Source organism: Exiguobacterium sp. HVEsp1 (genome assembly GCF_002009685.1).
Lineage (GTDB): Bacteria > Bacillota > Bacilli > Exiguobacteriales > Exiguobacteriaceae > Exiguobacterium > Exiguobacterium profundum.
The window spans coordinates 2,812,480-2,829,450 of record NZ_KV917367.1 but is presented as its reverse complement, the minus strand read 5'-3'; the positions used below and the strand labels follow the sequence as shown (position 1 = coordinate 2,829,450).

General features: G+C 48.0%; 14 protein-coding genes. All 14 read left to right on the top strand.

What is annotated here, in order from left to right; genetic code table 11:
- The first annotated feature begins 18 nt into the window (after positions 1-18).
- Entirely contained in the window at positions 19-387 is a 369-nt protein-coding gene (rplL, locus tag BV910_RS14560; RefSeq protein ID WP_012727687.1) for a 50S ribosomal protein L7/L12, read from the top strand.
- Between the two features lie 79 nt (positions 388-466).
- Entirely contained in the window at positions 467-1,063 is a 597-nt protein-coding gene (locus tag BV910_RS14555; RefSeq protein ID WP_012727686.1) for a class I SAM-dependent methyltransferase, read from the top strand.
- 193 nt (positions 1,064-1,256) lie between these two features.
- Positions 1,257-4,805, top strand: coding sequence for a DNA-directed RNA polymerase subunit beta (gene rpoB, locus BV910_RS14550; RefSeq protein ID WP_074037866.1), 3,549 nt, complete (start codon positions 1,257-1,259; stop codon positions 4,803-4,805).
- Positions 4,806-4,827: 22 nt separating this feature from the next.
- Entirely contained in the window at positions 4,828-8,427 is a 3,600-nt protein-coding gene (gene rpoC, locus BV910_RS14545; protein ID WP_012727684.1) for a DNA-directed RNA polymerase subunit beta', read from the top strand.
- 290 nt (positions 8,428-8,717) lie between these two features.
- On the top strand, positions 8,718-9,140 hold the full coding sequence (rpsL, locus tag BV910_RS14540; RefSeq protein ID WP_012727683.1) for a 30S ribosomal protein S12: 423 nt from the start codon (positions 8,718-8,720) through the stop codon (positions 9,138-9,140).
- A gap of 48 nt (positions 9,141-9,188) precedes the next feature.
- The gene (gene rpsG / locus BV910_RS14535) at positions 9,189-9,656 is read left to right on the top strand and encodes a 30S ribosomal protein S7 (RefSeq protein WP_012727682.1); all 468 of its coding nucleotides are present in this window, start codon (positions 9,189-9,191) and stop codon (positions 9,654-9,656) included.
- Between the two features lie 112 nt (positions 9,657-9,768).
- The gene (gene fusA / locus BV910_RS14530) at positions 9,769-11,847 is read left to right on the top strand and encodes an elongation factor G (RefSeq protein ID WP_012727681.1); all 2,079 of its coding nucleotides are present in this window, start codon (positions 9,769-9,771) and stop codon (positions 11,845-11,847) included.
- Between the two features lie 113 nt (positions 11,848-11,960).
- Complete coding sequence (gene tuf / locus BV910_RS14525) at positions 11,961-13,148, top strand: elongation factor Tu (RefSeq protein WP_078147868.1); 1,188 nt, start codon at positions 11,961-11,963, stop codon at positions 13,146-13,148.
- A 108-nt stretch (positions 13,149-13,256) separates the two neighbouring features.
- The gene (locus tag BV910_RS14520; RefSeq protein ID WP_078147867.1) at positions 13,257-13,766 is read left to right on the top strand and encodes a hypothetical protein; all 510 of its coding nucleotides are present in this window, start codon (positions 13,257-13,259) and stop codon (positions 13,764-13,766) included.
- Between the two features lie 377 nt (positions 13,767-14,143).
- Positions 14,144-14,452, top strand: coding sequence for a 30S ribosomal protein S10 (gene rpsJ / locus BV910_RS14515; protein WP_074032438.1), 309 nt, complete (start codon positions 14,144-14,146; stop codon positions 14,450-14,452).
- Positions 14,453-14,513: 61 nt separating this feature from the next.
- Positions 14,514-15,140, top strand: coding sequence for a 50S ribosomal protein L3 (gene rplC / locus BV910_RS14510; RefSeq protein ID WP_012727677.1), 627 nt, complete (start codon positions 14,514-14,516; stop codon positions 15,138-15,140).
- A 28-nt stretch (positions 15,141-15,168) separates the two neighbouring features.
- Positions 15,169-15,792 carry a 50S ribosomal protein L4 gene (gene rplD, locus BV910_RS14505; RefSeq protein WP_026824833.1) on the top strand — a complete coding sequence of 208 codons (624 nt, stop codon included), beginning with the start codon at positions 15,169-15,171 and terminating at the stop codon, positions 15,790-15,792.
- The gene (rplW, locus tag BV910_RS14500) at positions 15,792-16,073 is read left to right on the top strand and encodes a 50S ribosomal protein L23 (protein ID WP_012727675.1); all 282 of its coding nucleotides are present in this window, start codon (positions 15,792-15,794) and stop codon (positions 16,071-16,073) included. The genes rplD and rplW overlap by 1 nt, the downstream gene beginning before the upstream one ends.
- Positions 16,074-16,107: 34 nt before the next feature.
- Complete coding sequence (gene rplB, locus BV910_RS14495) at positions 16,108-16,938, top strand: 50S ribosomal protein L2 (protein WP_012727674.1); 831 nt, start codon at positions 16,108-16,110, stop codon at positions 16,936-16,938.
- Positions 16,939-16,971 lie beyond the last annotated feature (33 nt).

Below are 16,971 nucleotides of genomic sequence, written 5' to 3'. Positions count from 1 at the left end.
CAAAGGAGGAAAACCATAATGGCTTTCAACAAAGAGCAATTCATCGAAGACCTCAAATCAATGACGGTTCTCGAACTTAACGAACTCGTAAAAACAATCGAAGAAGAATTCGGCGTATCAGCAGCAGCTCCAGTAGCAGTTGCAGGTGCTGGCGCAGGCGCAGCAGCTGAAGAGAAAACTGAATTCGACGTAATCCTCACAAACGCTGGCGCTGGTAAAATCAACGTCATCAAAGCTGTTCGTGAAATCACAGGTCTCGGCCTTAAAGAAGCAAAAGCACTCGTTGACGGAACTCCAGCTCCAGTCAAAGAGGGCGTTTCTAAAGAAGACGCTGACGCAATCAAAGCTAAGCTTGAAGAAGCTGGCGCATCTGTTGAAGTTAAGTAATTCAACTTCACAACCTATAGAAGCTCGCCATGGCGAGCTTCTTTTATTTCCTTGAAGAATGGGTTAGGAGGTTCAACGCATGGGAGATCATTACTATACGAACGATCCACGTTCGGAAAGTGCCCCAGAGACATGGACGTACGAGTTGCGAGGGAAACAGTATCACTTCACTTCGGACCGCGGTGTGTTCTCGAAAGGGTCGGTCGATTTTGGGTCACGTCTTTTAATTGAAACGTTTGAGATGCCTGATGTGTCGGGACGTATTTTAGATGTAGGCTGCGGCTATGGTCCGATGGGGATCTCGCTTGCCGATGCCTCTGGGCGTGAGGCCTTGCTCATTGATGTGAATGAGCGTGCGCTGGCGCTCTCTGAGCAAAACGCCGCCCGTAATGGAGTGACGGTCGAAACACGGCTTTCTCACGCGTATGACGCGGTGGGGGGAGAACGGTTTGCCGCCATTGTCACCAATCCGCCGATTCGTGCGGGGAAACAAGTCGTCCATACGATCTTGCGTGAAGCACATACGCACCTCGTCGATGGAGGAGCAATTTATGTCGTCATTCAAAAGAAACAAGGAGCACCTTCTGCTAAAAAGTTATTAGAAGAGGTGTTTGGTCAAGTTGAAACGATCGCGAAAGAAAAAGGTTACTTTATTTTCCGGGCAATTCGGTCTTGACAAACGGTGAAGTCTTGTTGACTCGCTATAACGTATATGCTAACATTATAAAATGCCATTGGAATGGAATTCGCTTGAAACTGCCGTGTCTGCCGCTTTTTAGAGACGGAAAACGAGCGACATTCAATGACAATGTTCGATTATTACGCCCGAAAAATTCGCTAAAGAATTGGGGGTCTGAGAGGTGAATCAGTTGACTGGTCAACTTGTTCAGTACGGTCGTCACCGTCAGAGAAGAAGCTTTGCCCGTATCAGTGAGGTATTAGAGCTTCCGAATTTGATTGAAATTCAAACTGCTTCTTATGAGTGGTTCTTGCGTGAAGGATTGAAGGAAATGTTCACAGACATTTCACCGATTTCCGACTTCACAGGAAACCTCGTATTGGAGTTCATCGATTACTCGCTCAGTGAGCCGAAGTATTCTATCGATGAATCGAAGGAGCGCGACGTTACTTATTCTGCGCCACTTCGCGTAAAAGTGCGTCTCCAAAACAAAGAGACAGGTGAGCTCAAAGAACAAGAAGTGTTCATGGGGGATTTCCCACTCATGACAGAATCGGGAACGTTTATCATCAATGGTGCAGAACGCGTCATCGTTTCCCAGCTTGTCCGTTCACCGAGCGTGTACTATAACGCTAAACTCGATAAAAACGGTAAACGTGGATTTGGCGCAACTGTCATTCCGAACCGTGGTGCTTGGCTCGAACTCGAGACAGATGCCAAAGATATCGTTTATGTTCGTATCGACCGTACCCGTAAAATTCCGGTAACGGTGTTGTTGCGTGCCCTCGGATTCGGTACGGACCAAGAAATTATCGACCTTCTCGGGGATGACGAATACCTTCGTAACACCCTTGAAAAAGATAATACGGAGTCTACAGAGAAAGCGTTGATCGAGATTTATGAGCGTCTCCGCCCTGGTGAACCACCAACGGTAGAAAATGCGAAATCTCTTCTCGTATCACGTTTCTTCGACCCGAAACGTTACGACTTAGCGAACGTCGGTCGCTATAAGATGAACAAAAAACTTCATCTTAAGAACCGTTTGTTCGGTCAAAAATTAGCGGAAACGCTCGTGGACCCGGAAACAGGCGAAGTACTCGCCGAAGCTGGAACAATCCTCGACCGCCGCAACTTAGATCGTATCCTCCCGCACTTGGAGAACGGCCTTGGCTATATCGATGCGGAACCAACTGGTGGTGTCGCTGAAGGTGAGCCATTCGGTCTTCAGTCAATCAAAGTCATCTCACCGGATGACCCAGATGGAGAGCGTATCTTGAACATCATCGGAAATGGCAATATCGATCGCAGCGTAAAACATATTACGCCAGCCGATATTATCGCTTCAATCAACTACTTCTTCAACTTACTTCACGAAGTCGGAACAACAGATGACATCGACCACTTAGGAAACCGTCGTCTTCGTTCAGTCGGAGAACTTCTCCAAAACCAATTCCGGATCGGGCTTTCCCGTATGGAACGTGTCGTAAAAGAACGTATGTCGATTCAAGATCAAAATGCGATCACACCACAGGCGCTCATCAACATCCGCCCGGTTATCGCATCACTTAAAGAGTTCTTCGGTAGCTCGCAATTGTCACAGTTCATGGACCAAACGAACCCGCTCGCAGAGCTCACGCACAAGCGTCGTCTCTCTGCACTTGGACCGGGTGGTTTGACACGTGAGCGTGCTGGTTTCGAAGTTCGAGACGTTCACTATTCGCACTACGGTCGGATGTGTCCAATCGAAACACCAGAGGGGCCGAACATCGGACTCATCAACTCACTCTCGTCTTATGCGAAAGTGAACGAGTACGGTTTCATCGAAGCACCATACCGTCGTGTTGACCCAGAAACAGGTCTTGTCACTGGCGACATTCAATATATGACGGCTGACGAGGAAGACCTCTATGTCGTCGCACAGGCAAACATGCCGCTCACAGAAGATGGCCACTTTGCAGACGAACAAGTTCTTTGCCGTTTCCGCGGACAAAACTTGTCAGTTGAGCCAAGCCGAGTGGACTACATGGACGTTTCGCCGAAACAGGTTGTTTCTGCCGCAACGGCATGTATCCCGTTCCTCGAGAACGATGACTCGAACCGTGCCCTCATGGGAGCGAACATGCAACGTCAAGCAGTACCACTCCTTCAACCGGATTCACCGATTGTCGGTACCGGCATGGAGTATGTATCTGCGAAAGACTCTGGGGCAGCTATTGTTGCGAAATACCCAGGTGTCGTCGAACGCGTCACAGCGCGTGAAATCTTGATCCGTCGCACGTCTGACGTGAACGGTTCTGAGGTTTCAGGTGACCTTGACCGTTACAAACTTCAAAAATATGTCCGTTCGAACCAAGGGACATGCTATAACCAAAAACCAATCATCGCAGCTGGTGACCGTGTCGAAAAAGGAGAAATCCTTGCAGACGGTCCATCGATGGATATGGGTGAGCTCGCGCTCGGCCGTAACGTCGTCGTTGCCTTCATGACATGGGATGGTTACAACTATGAGGATGCGATCATCATGAGTGAGCGTCTCGTGAAAGATGACGTGTACACGTCGATTCATATCGAAGAGTACGAGTCAGAGTCACGCGACACGAAACTCGGACCAGAGGAAATTACACGTGATATTCCAAACGTCGGAGATGACGCACTTCGTAACTTGGACGATCGTGGAATTATCCGCATCGGAGCTGAAGTCAAGGATGGCGATATCCTCGTCGGTAAAGTAACACCTAAGGGCGTTACAGAATTGACGGCGGAAGAGCGTCTCTTGCACGCAATCTTCGGTGAGAAGGCACGTGAAGTACGTGATACGTCACTTCGTGTACCAAACGGTGGAGACGGAATCATCTTGGATGTCAAAGTGTTCGACCGTGAAAACGGTGACGAGTTGTCTCCAGGCGTCAACCAAATGGTACGTGTCTATATCGTTCAAAAACGTAAGATTCACGAAGGGGATAAGATGGCGGGACGTCACGGTAACAAAGGTGTTATCTCGCGAATCCTCCCTGAAGAAGATATGCCATACATGCCAGACGGTACACCGGTTGACATCATGCTCAACCCGCTTGGGGTACCATCTCGTATGAACATCGGTCAGGTACTTGAACTCCACCTTGGTATGGCAGCGAAGAAGCTCGGTATCAAAGTGGCAACACCTGTATTCGATGGAGCGCGTGAGGAAGACGTATGGGCAACGATTGAAGAGGCTGGTATGGATAAAGATGCGAAAACGCGTCTCTATGACGGTCGTACGGGTGAACCGTTCGATAACCGCGTCTCGGTCGGTGTCATGTACATGATCAAACTCGCGCACATGGTTGATGACAAACTTCACGCTCGTTCGACAGGACCATACTCACTCGTTACGCAACAACCGCTCGGTGGTAAAGCACAGTTCGGTGGTCAGCGCTTCGGGGAGATGGAAGTTTGGGCTCTTGAAGCGTACGGTGCAGCCTACACGCTCCAAGAAATCTTGACAATCAAGTCGGATGACACGGTCGGTCGTGTGAAAGCATATGAGGCCATCGTGAAAGGCGAGAGCGTTCCGAAAGCGGGCGTTCCTGAGTCATTCCGCGTCTTGATCAAAGAGCTTCAAGCGCTCGGTATGGAAGTCAAGATGATGTCAGCGGATGATGAAGAAGTCGAAATGAAAGATGAAGATGACGACAACATCCCGAACGCAACATCGGCGTTAGAACAAGTCGTTCAACCGACTGTTACGGAAGAGGAATAAGGCGAAAAGGGAGGTCGGCCCCTTGGTAGATGTTAATCGATTTGAATATATGAAAATCGGCTTGGCTTCATCAGAGAAGATCCGTTCGTGGTCTTACGGTGAAGTCAAAAAGCCGGAAACGATCAACTATCGTACACTTAAACCAGAGAAGGACGGATTATTCTGTGAACGAATCTTCGGTCCTACGAAAGACTGGGAATGTTACTGTGGGAAATACAAACGTATCCGTTATAAAGGAGTCATTTGTGACCGCTGTGGCGTTGAAGTGACGAAAGCGAAAGTGCGTCGCGAGCGAATGGGCCATATCGAGCTCGCGGCACCAGTTTCGCACATCTGGTACTTCAAAGGGATTCCAAGCCGCATGGGGCTTGTTCTCGACATGTCACCACGTGCGCTTGAAGAAGTCATTTACTTCGCATCTTACGTGGTCACAGAGCCAGGTGATACTCCGCTTGAGAAGAAACAACTTCTCTCGGAAAAAGAATTCCGTCTCTATCGTGAAAAATACGGTAGCGACTTCAAAGCAGACATGGGTGCTGAAGCCATCCGTACACTTCTTCAAGACGTTAATCTTGAAAAAGAAGTAGGCGAGCTTCGTGAAGAGTTGAAAACAGTCCAAGGTCAACGTCGTACACGTGCGATTAAGCGCTTGGAAGTTCTCGATGCATTCTTCACTTCAGGAAACAATCCAGACTGGATGATCCTTGAAGTACTTCCTGTCATCCCACCAGAGCTTCGCCCGATGGTACAGCTTGATGGTGGACGCTTTGCGACATCTGACTTGAACGATTTGTATCGTCGAGTCATCAACCGGAACAACCGTCTCAAACGTTTGCTCGACCTCGGCGCGCCGAACATCATCGTGCAAAACGAGAAGCGTATGCTTCAAGAAGCGGTTGACGCTCTCATCGACAACGGCCGTCGTGGTCGTCCGGTAACAGGTCCTGGTAACCGTCCGCTTAAATCACTTTCACACATGTTGAAAGGGAAACAAGGTCGTTTCCGTCAAAACCTTCTCGGTAAACGGGTCGACTATTCAGGACGTTCGGTTATCGTCGTAGGTCCGAACTTGAAGATGTATCAGTGTGGTCTTCCAAAAGAGATGGCGCTTGAACTCTTCAAACCGTTCGTGATGAAAGAGCTTGTCGGTCGCGGCATCGCTTCAAACATCAAGAACGCCAAACGCAAAATCGAGAAGATGCAACCTGAAATCTGGGGCGTCCTTGAAGAAGTCATTCGTGAGCATCCGGTCCTCTTGAACCGTGCCCCGACACTTCACCGCCTTGGTATTCAAGCATTCGAACCGATTCTTGTTGAAGGTCGTGCGATTCGCCTTCACCCACTCGTATGTACGGCATACAACGCCGACTTCGATGGTGACCAAATGGCCGTCCACGTTCCGCTCTCTGCAGAAGCACAAGCGGAAGCACGTCTTCTCATGCTCGCTGCGCAGAACATCTTGAACCCGAAAGACGGAAAACCAGTTGTTACACCATCGCAGGATATGGTCCTCGGTAACTACTACATCTCACTTGAACGTGAAGATGCCGTCGGTCAAGGGAAAGTGTTCTCGAACGTCAACGAAGCGTTGATTGCTTACCAAAACGGTTATGTCCACTTGCACTCGCGTGTGGCACTTCCGGCGCGTACGCTCAACAACCCAACGTTCACAGACGAACAGAACGAGAAATTGCTCATTACGACAGTTGGTAAGATGATCTTCAACGAAATCTTGCCAAATACGTTCCCATACTTGAACGAGCCGACGATGGAAAACTTACAGGAAGCAACGCCTGACAAGTACTTCATCGACAAAGGGGCGAACGTTGCGGAAGAAATCGCATCACGTCCAATCATCGACCCGTTCAAAAAAGGTTTCCTTGGAAAAGTCATCGCGGAAGTGTTCCAGAAGTTTGAAACGACGGAAACAAGCCGCATGCTTGACCGGATGAAAGATCTTGGCTTCAAGCACTCGACAAAAGCGGGTGTGACGGTTGGGATTGCCGATATCATCGTACTTCCGGATAAACAGGAAATCCTTGATGAAGCACAAAAACAAGTCGACCAAATCATGAAGTCGTTCCGTCGTGGTCTCATCACTGAAGATGAGCGTTACGAGCGCGTTGTCCGTGCTTGGAACGAAGCGAAGGATGAAATTCAATCTCGATTGATGAAATCCCTCAACCGCCTGAACCCAATCTTCATGATGTCTGACTCAGGTGCCCGTGGTAACGCATCGAACTTTACGCAGCTTGCGGGTATGCGTGGTTTGATGGCCGCTCCATCTGGTCGCATCATCGAACTTCCAATCAAATCGTCATTCCGTGAAGGTCTGACGGTTCAAGAGTACTTCATCTCGACTCACGGGGCTCGTAAAGGTCTTGCCGATACAGCCTTGAAGACAGCCGATTCAGGTTACTTGACGCGTCGTCTCGTTGACGTAGCGCAAGATGTCATCATCCGTGAAGAGGATTGTGGAACAGACCGCGGAATCCGTGTTTCTGCACTCCGCGAAGGTACGGAAGAAATCGAAAGCTTGTACGACCGTCTCGTCGGACGTACATCGTTCGAAACGGTCACACACCCTGAAACGGGCGAAGTGTTGATCGATAAGAACGAATTGATCACAGAAGACATCGCGCGCATCATCGTTGATGCGGGTGTTGAAAAAGTTGAAATCCGTACAGCCTTCACATGTAACACGTCACACGGCGTATGTAAGAAGTGTTACGGACGCAACTTGGCAACTGGATCAAATGTTGAAGTCGGGGAAGCCGTCGGTATCATTGCCGCACAATCAATCGGTGAGCCAGGAACGCAGCTTACAATGCGTACCTTCCACACAGGTGGGGTTGCCGGAGACGATATCACACAAGGTCTTCCACGTATCCAAGAGGTATTCGAAGCCCGTAACCCGAAAGGTCAAGCGGTCATCTCGGAAATCTCTGGTACGGTCATCGACTTCACAGAATCGCGTGACAAGCGTGAACTCACGGTCGAAGGATTCAGTGAGACTCGCTCATACACGATTCCATTCGGAGCGCGTCTCCGCGTTCAAATCGGCGACACAGTAGAAGCCGGTGAAGTCTTCACGGAAGGTTCGATCGATCCGAAAGAATTGCTCGCCGTCCGTGGTGTATCTGGTGTTCAGAACTATCTTCTCCAAGAAGTTCAAAAAGTTTACCGGATGCAAGGGGTAGAAATCGGTGATAAGCACGTTGAGGTCATGGTTCGCCAAATGCTCCGTCGTGTCAAAGTTATCGAATCAGGTGACACACCACTTCTCCCTGGATCACTCGTCGACATCAGTGTCTTTAAAGAAGCGTGTAAAGATGCGATTCGTGATGGAAAACACCCAGCGACTGCGAAACCAGTCCTTCTCGGAATCACGAAAGCCTCACTTGAGACAGATTCGTTCCTCTCAGCGGCTTCGTTCCAAGAAACGACTCGCGTCTTGACAGATGCAGCAATCAAAGGGAAACGTGACTATCTCCTCGGACTCAAAGAGAACGTCATCATCGGTAAACTCGTTCCAGCTGGTACTGGAATGGCCGTCTACCGTGATGTGGAACTCAAAGAAGATGAGGCGCCAGTTGCGCTCGAAGATACAACAGTCGAGTAAAATACGTCTTGACAGCGCAGGTTGGCGGTGCTACTATGATTTAGTGCCGCCAATCGGTTGTTGTCGATGACAACGATGTCCAGCAGTCGGCAAGCTACTTGGACGTCCATCCGAACTTTCTACGGGAAGGTTTGGCTGCTACAATTGCCACTTTCAAGGTATAACTCACGTTTTTGCGAGGTCATGGAATGCCTACGCCTCGTAAAAACGTTTCGTTATGACCTTAAATGAACCACCCGGGTCGGTGGGACTAGAAAATAGCAACATTCAGGAAGGGAGGATCTTCAAAGATGCCTACTATTAACCAGTTAGTCCGTAAAGGACGTAAATCGAAAGTCGTGAAATCTGACTCTCCAGCACTTAACAAAGGTTACAACAGTTTCATCAAGTCACAAACAAACGTGAGCTCACCACAAAAACGTGGTGTTTGTACACGTGTTGGTACAATGACTCCGAAGAAACCGAACTCGGCGCTTCGTAAGTATGCTCGTGTTCGTTTGACTAACCAAATCGAAGTGACTGCGTACATCCCAGGTATTGGCCACAACCTTCAAGAGCACAGCGTTGTTCTTATCCGTGGAGGACGTGTAAAAGACTTACCAGGGGTACGTTACCACATCGTTCGTGGTGCGCTTGACACTGCAGGTGTTGATGGACGTATGCAAGGCCGTTCTAAATACGGTACGAAACGTCCGAAAGCTGCGAAGAAGTAATTCTCGCCAACTAAACTACAATTGAAATTTTGAAAGGAGGGTACTCGGATGCGTAAAAACCGTGCAGAACGTCGTGACGTTATCGCAGATCCGATCTACAACTCGAAATTGGTAACTCGCCTCATTAACCGTGTCATGTTAGACGGTAAAAAAGGTACAGCTCAAACTATCATTTACAACGCATTTGGCATCATCGCTGAACGCTCAGGCAAAGAGCCTATGGAAGTGTTCGAAGAAGCAATGAACAACATCATGCCTGTACTTGAAGTTAAAGCACGCCGTGTAGGTGGGGCTAACTACCAAGTTCCTGTAGAAGTTCGTCCAGAGCGCCGTACAACACTTGGTCTTCGTTACCTCGTGAACTACGCTCGTCTCCGCAACGAAAAAACGATGGAGCAACGTATCGCGAACGAAATCATGGATGCAGCCAACAACACTGGTGCATCTGTTAAGAAACGCGAAGACATGCATAAGATGGCAGAAGCTAACAAAGCGTTTGCTCACTATCGTTGGTAATTTAATCGTAAAGTCCACTCCGCCAAGCATGGCTTAACGGAGTGGCTTTCGGGTATAATCATATCGTGTGCGCGCACACGAAAATCAAACATGCGGAAGGAGAATACCCAGTATGGCAAGAGAATTCTCCCTAAAGAATACTCGTAACATCGGGATCATGGCTCACATCGATGCCGGTAAAACGACAACAACTGAACGTATTCTTTATTACACAGGTCGTATCCATAAAATTGGTGAAACGCACGAAGGTGCTTCACAAATGGACTGGATGGAGCAGGAGCAAGAGCGTGGAATCACGATCACTTCGGCTGCGACAACTGCACAGTGGAATGGCCACCGTGTAAACATCATCGATACACCTGGACACGTAGACTTCACTGTAGAAGTTGAACGTTCACTCCGTGTACTTGATGGTGCGGTTGCTGTACTTGACGCTCAGTCAGGTGTAGAACCACAAACAGAAACTGTATGGCGTCAAGCGACGACATATGGTGTACCACGTGTCGTATTCGTCAACAAGATGGATAAAATCGGCGCAGACTTCTTGTACTCTGTGAAGACGCTCCACGATCGTCTTCAAGCGAACGCTTACGCGATCCAACTCCCAATCGGAGCAGAGGACGATTTCAAAGGGATCATCGATCTCGTTGAAATGAAGACTTACATGTACAACAACGACCTCGGTACTGACATCGAAGTAACAGATGGTTTCCCAGCTGACATGGCTGACCAAGCTGAAGAACTTCGCGGTCAATTGATCGAAGGTGTTGCTGACTTCAACGAAGAGTTGATGATGAAGTACCTTGAAGGTGAAGAGATTTCAATCGATGAATTGAAAGCTGCAATCCGTCAAGCGACACTTAGCGTTGAATTCTACCCTGTACTCGTTGGTTCTGCCTTCAAGAACAAAGGTGTTCAGCTCATGCTTAACGCCGTTGTTGATTACCTCCCATCACCAGTTGATGTAGAGTCAATCAAAGGGATCAACCTCGATACAGAAGAAGAAATCACACGTGAGCCTTCTGACGAAGCTCCATTCTCAGCACTTGCGTTCAAAGTTATGACTGACCCTTACGTCGGTAAATTGACGTTCTTCCGCGTGTACTCTGGTACAGCTGAAGCGGGATCATACGTGAAGAACTCGACTAAAGGGAAGCGTGAGCGTCTCGGTCGTATCCTTCAAATGCACGCAAACAGCCGTGAAGAGATTCCAATGGTATTCGCTGGTGACATCGCCGCTGCTGTTGGTTTCAAAGACACGACTACTGGTGACACGCTTTGCTCTGAGAAAGATAACATCGTTCTCGAGTCAATGACGTTCCCAGAACCAGTTATCTCGGTTGCAATCGAGCCTAAATCGAAAGCAGACCAAGATAAGATGGGTCAAGCTCTTGCGAAACTCGCAGAAGAAGATCCAACATTCCGCACTGAAACAAACCCTGAGACTGGTCAAACGATCATCTCTGGTATGGGTGAGCTTCACCTTGACATCCTCGTTGACCGTATGCGTCGCGAATTCAAAGTAGAAGCTAACGTTGGTGCACCACAAGTTGCTTACCGTGAAACAATCCGTGGCGCTGCGAAGATCGATTCGAAATTCGTTCGTCAGTCTGGTGGACGCGGTCAGTACGGTCACGTTGTCGTAGAATTCGAGCCGAACGAAGAAGGCGCTGGATTCGAGTTCGAGAACAAGATCGTCGGTGGTGTTGTACCACGTGAATACGTCCCTGCTGTTCAAAACGGGATTGAAGAAGCTCTCGAAAACGGTATCCTCGCTGGTTACCCAGTAGTAGACGTTAAAGCTCGTCTCGTATTCGGTTCGTACCACGATGTCGACTCGAACGAGATGGCGTTTAAAGTTGCTGCTTCGATGGCGGTTAAACAACTTAAGGACCAAGCGAAAGCTGTTATCCTTGAGCCAATGATGCGTGTTGAAGTTGTTATCCCAGAAGAATACATGGGTGACATCATGGGTGACGTCACGTCACGCCGTGGACGCGTAGAAGGTATGGAAGCTCGCGGTAACGCACAAGTTGTTAAAGCGATGATTCCACTTTCAGAAATGTTCGGTTACGCAACATCACTTCGTTCACGTACACAAGGACGCGGAACGTACTCGATGCACTTCGATCACTACGAAGAAGTACCGAAATCAATCGCTGAAGAAATCGTCAAAAAAGCGAACGGCTAATAACGGTTGTATCGCTAGATTGATTGTTGTAAGCTAAGGAGGACGTATGTTAAAAGTAGCCTACGTCTTCCTAGTTAAATAAAACTAATCGTTTAATAGAGGAGGAATCTAGAATGGGTAAAGAAAAATTCGACCGTTCTAAGCCGCACGTTAACGTTGGTACAATTGGCCACGTTGACCACGGTAAAACAACTTTGACTGCAGCAATCTCTGCTGTACTTTCACGTGCACAAGGTAAAACAGCTACTAAGTTCGACCAAATCGATGGTGCTCCAGAAGAGCGCGAGCGCGGTATCACAATCGCAACAGCTCACATCGAGTACGAAACTGACAAGCGTCACTACGCACACGTTGACTGCCCAGGACACGCTGACTATGTTAAAAACATGATCACTGGTGCTGCTCAAATGGACGGCGCGATCCTCGTTGTATCTGCAACAGATGGCCCAATGCCACAAACACGTGAGCACATCCTTCTTTCACGTCAAGTAGGTGTTCCTTACATCGTAGTATTCATGAACAAAGTTGACATGGTAGACGACGAAGAGCTTCTCGAACTCGTTGAAATGGAAATCCGTGAACTTCTTTCTGAATACGACTTCCCAGGCGACGACCTCCCTGTAATCAAAGGTTCTGCACTTGGCGCACTTAACGGTGAAGCTCAGTGGGAAGAAAAAGTTATGGAACTCATGAACGCTGTTGATGAGTACATCCCAGAACCAGTTCGTGACACTGAAAAAGACTTCATGATGCCTGTTGAGGACGTATTCTCAATCACTGGTCGTGGTACTGTAGCGACTGGTCGTGTTGAGCGTGGTGTTCTCCGCGTCAACGACGAGATCGAAATCGTTGGTCTTACAGAAGAAACGAAGAAAACTGTATGTACTGGTGTAGAGATGTTCCGTAAGCTTCTTGACTATGCTGAAGCTGGCGACAACATCGGTGCACTTCTCCGTGGTGTATCACGTGACGACATCGAGCGTGGACAAGTACTTGCTAAGCCAGGTTCAATCACACCACACTCTAAATTCAAAGCATCAATCTACGTTCTTTCTAAAGAAGAGGGTGGCCGTCACACGCCATTCTTCGCGAACTACCGTCCGCAGTTCTACTTCCGTACAACTGACGTAACAGGTATCGTTCACCTTCCAGAAGGTACTGAAATGGTAATGCCAGGAGACAACATCGAGTTGACGATCGAATTGATTTCTACAATCGCGATCGAAGACGGTACACGTTTCTCTATCCGTGAGGGTGGCCGTACTGTAGGTGCTGGTTCAGTAACAGAAATCATCGAGTAATCGATTGATTCAACTGAACAACATTAAGCAGTCCGCAATATGCGGGCTGCTTTTTTGTGTTTCCATCACAACATGGTAAGATGAGGCATACGAGAAAGGAGTGGCGTCATGCTGAAGCAACTAGAGACTATTTGTCGCTTGAATGGGATTGAGTATCGCATTGGCGGTTCTGAGCTGTTGAAGCATCATGGCATCGTCGAGGTAACGAATGACATCGATGTTTTTGTTGAACCGGACCAGTTTGAAAAAATCGATCGTGTACTTAGTCGTGCTGGGGAGAAGAAACCATCAGATCCTCACGACGCATACGTAACGACCTACTTTGGAGAGTATATATTCGAGGGAACAGATGTGGACGTCATGTCTAGTTTCCGAATGAAGTGTACCGACGGAATCTATACGCATCCTTTCATTGAACCAGATGGACAATGGATGCACCTAGAAGAGTGGGTCGTCCTTTACACGGTCATCGGACGAGAGGATAAATTAGCGTCATTGCTCCGCTATTTCAAGACGCACAGTGTTAATGAAGGAATTGTTCAAGACTGTTTAAAACGAGCGCCACAATCGGTCATAGAAGGGGTGACAGAGCGTTTTGGAGAGGTGATGAAACGCTAGGTCGAGTTGACATGAGAGTTCGTTTGAAAAATAGTTCAATAAAAGAATGAATTTTTGCTTGCAAAAGCTCGCGAATCTTGTTACATTAGGGAACGTTGAGCAACTCATCAGACAACCAGCAACTTCAAAAATCTAATCTTGCATTCCATGACCAGATTAGATATAATGATTAAGTGTTTGTGCGAGTGGTGAGAGACTTTACAGCAGAAAACGGGTCCAATCGTTGATTTGCAATGATCGGATGCCTCTGCTGACACAAGCACGCTGCGTTGAAGCGGGAGGTTATGACACGCCAGGCAGCATTGCCATGGCCGGTGTGGAAATTTCCGCGGAGAATTGTCTATTTTTAAAGTAGGCGACAAAGGAGGGAAACAAACATGGCAAATGAAAAAATTCGTATTCGTTTAAAAGCATATGACCATCGCGTTCTCGATCAATCAGCTGAGAAGATCGTTGACACTGCGAAGCGTTCAGGTGCAAAGGTATCGGGTCCAATCCCGCTCCCAACTGAAAAATCGGTTTACACGATTCTTCGTGCGGTTCACAAGTACAAAGATGCTCGTGAGCAGTTCGAAATGCGTACACACAAACGCTTGATCGACATCGTAAACCCAACACCGAAAACAGTCGATTCGCTTATGCGTCTCGAGTTACCATCAGGTGTAGACATCGAAATCAAACTTTAATTCTTCATATAGTAGATACTAGCCAGAAGAGACAATTAATTATTAATAGGAGGTGTATCTCATGGCTAAAGGAATCTTAGGAACAAAACTTGGTATGACTCAAATCTTCAACGAAGCAGGCGAAGTTGTACCAGTAACAGTAGTTGCTGTAGAAGGTAACGTCGTTCTTCAACTTAAAACAGTTGACACAGACGGTTACGAAGCAGTTCAACTTGGTTTCGGAGACATCAAAGAATCACGTCAAAACAAACCATCAAAAGGTCACGCTGCGAAAGCAAACGCGACACCTAAGCGCTTCATCAAAGAAGTTCGTACTTCAGTAGAAGGATACGAAATCGGTCAAGAGATTAAGGCAGACATTTTCGCTGCAGGTGAATTAGTAGACGTAACAGGTACATCGAAAGGTAAAGGATTCCAAGGTGCGATCAAGCGTCACGGACAATCACGTGGACCAATGGCTCACGGTTCGCGCTACCACCGTCGTCCTGGTTCGATGGGTCCTGTCGCTCCTAACCGCGTATTTAAAGGGAAACTTCTTCCTGGTCAAATGGGTGGAGAGCGTAAAACAATTCAAAACCTTGAAGTCGTTAAAGTTGATGTGGAACGTGGCCTTCTCCTCGTGAAAGGTGCTATCCCAGGCGCTCGTAAATCGAACGTCATCATCAAATCAGCGGTCAAAGGTAACTAATTAACTGCACGGAAAGGAGGAATTACGAATGCCTAAAGTAGCTTTGCTTAACCAAACAGGTTCACAAGTTGGCGAAATCGAATTGGCAGAAGCCATCTTCGGAATCGAGCCAAACGAATCAGTACTTTACGACGCAATCGTCATGCAACAAGCATCACGCCGTCAAGGTACTCACGATACGAAAGGTCGCTCGGAAGTACGCGGTGGCGGCCGTAAACCATGGAAACAAAAGGGAACTGGTCGTGCGCGCCAAGGTTCTATCCGCTCACCACAATGGGTTGGTGGTGGTACAGTCTTCGGTCCAACACCACGTTCATACTCTTACAAACTTCCTAAGAAGGTTCGTCGTTTAGCACTTCTCTCGGCTCTTTCGTCGAAAGTACAAAACAACGAATTCATCGTCCTCGAAGGCCTTGCTTTCGATGCACCAAAAACAAAAGATATGGCTGCTGTACTCAACAGCTTATCAGTAGAACGTAAGGCTCTTGTAGTCACAGCGGACTACAATGAGACTATCGCTCTCGCAGCTCGTAACATCCCAGGAGTGACTGTGATCGACGCAGCAGGCGTAAACGTTCTTGACCTCGTTGCTAACGACAAAGTCATCTTCACTAAAGATGCGGTTGCGAAGGTAGAGGAGGTGCTTGCATAATGGCTCAAGCATACGATATCATCAAACGTCCGATCATCACTGAGCGTTCAGTTAGCCTCATGGAAGCTAACAAATACGTTTTCGAAATCGACGTAAAAGCGACTAAATCGCAAGTGAAACACGCTATCGAAACAATCTTCAACGTGAAAGTTGCTTCGGTAAACACAATGAACTACAAACCGAAAGCGAAACGTGTCGGTCGTCACTCTGGTTACACAGCTCGTCGTAAAAAAGCGATCGTAACCCTTGCTGAAGGCAACACAATCGACTTCCTCGGTTAATTAACTACCTTAGAAGAAAAGGAGGGAATCCTCGATGGCAATCAAAAAGTTTAAGCCGACCACTAACGGTCGTCGTAACATGACATCTCTCGACTTTGCAGAGATCACAACGAATCGCCCTGAAAAATCGTTAACTGAAAAGCTTTCGAAAAAAGGCGGACGTAACAACCAAGGTCGCTTGACTGTTCGTCACCAAGGTGGCGGTCACAAGCGTAAATACCGTATCATCGATTTCAAACGTAACAAAGATGGCGTTGCAGGACGCGTAGCAACGATCGAATACGATCCAAACCGTTCAGCAAACATCGCACTCATCAACTATGTAGATGGTGAGAAACGTTACATCCTCGCTCCTAAGGGCATCAAAGTAGGCATGGAAATCATGTCTGGTCCTGAAGCGGATATCAAAGTGGGGAACGCTCTTCCACTCGTAAACATCCCTGTCGGTACAACAATCCACAACATCGAGCTTAAGCCTGGTAAAGGCGGTCAGCTAGTTCGTGCGGCTGGTGCATCGGCACAAATCCAAGGACGTGACGGCAAGTACGTCATCGTTCGTCTTCAATCAGGTGAATCACGCTTGTTCCTCGGCACTTGCCGCGCGACAATCGGTTCAGTTGGTAACGAAGAACACGAACTCGTAAACATCGGTAAAGCAGGACGTTCACGTTGGTTAGGCAAACGCCCAACAGTACGTGGTTCTGTAATGAACCCGGTTGATCACCCACACGGTGGTGGTGAAGGTCGTGCGCCAATCGGTCGTTCGGGCCCACTTACTCCTTGGGGTAAACCAGCTCTTGGTCTTAAGACTCGTAAGAAAAACAAATCGAGCGACATGTACATCCTTCGTCGCCGTAAGAAATAATTACTACATGATTCTCGGGCGGTTCGAAAGGGC

Excerpts from the sequence above, each read along its gene's own strand:
- rplL (WP_012727687.1), top strand. The coding sequence starts at position 19 with ATGGCTTTCAACAAAGAGCAATTCATCGAAGACCTCAAATCAATGACG.
- BV910_RS14555 (WP_012727686.1), top strand. The coding sequence starts at position 467 with ATGGGAGATCATTACTATACGAACGATCCACGTTCGGAAAGTGCCCCA.
- rpsL (WP_012727683.1), top strand. The coding sequence starts at position 8,718 with ATGCCTACTATTAACCAGTTAGTCCGTAAAGGACGTAAATCGAAAGTC.
- rpsG (WP_012727682.1), top strand. The coding sequence starts at position 9,189 with ATGCGTAAAAACCGTGCAGAACGTCGTGACGTTATCGCAGATCCGATC.
- fusA (WP_012727681.1), top strand. The coding sequence starts at position 9,769 with ATGGCAAGAGAATTCTCCCTAAAGAATACTCGTAACATCGGGATCATG.
- tuf (WP_078147868.1), top strand. The coding sequence starts at position 11,961 with ATGGGTAAAGAAAAATTCGACCGTTCTAAGCCGCACGTTAACGTTGGT.
- BV910_RS14520 (WP_078147867.1), top strand. The coding sequence starts at position 13,257 with ATGCTGAAGCAACTAGAGACTATTTGTCGCTTGAATGGGATTGAGTAT.
- rpsJ (WP_074032438.1), top strand. The coding sequence starts at position 14,144 with ATGGCAAATGAAAAAATTCGTATTCGTTTAAAAGCATATGACCATCGC.
- rplC (WP_012727677.1), top strand. The coding sequence starts at position 14,514 with ATGGCTAAAGGAATCTTAGGAACAAAACTTGGTATGACTCAAATCTTC.
- rplD (WP_026824833.1), top strand. The coding sequence starts at position 15,169 with ATGCCTAAAGTAGCTTTGCTTAACCAAACAGGTTCACAAGTTGGCGAA.
- rplW (WP_012727675.1), top strand. The coding sequence starts at position 15,792 with ATGGCTCAAGCATACGATATCATCAAACGTCCGATCATCACTGAGCGT.
- rplB (WP_012727674.1), top strand. The coding sequence starts at position 16,108 with ATGGCAATCAAAAAGTTTAAGCCGACCACTAACGGTCGTCGTAACATG.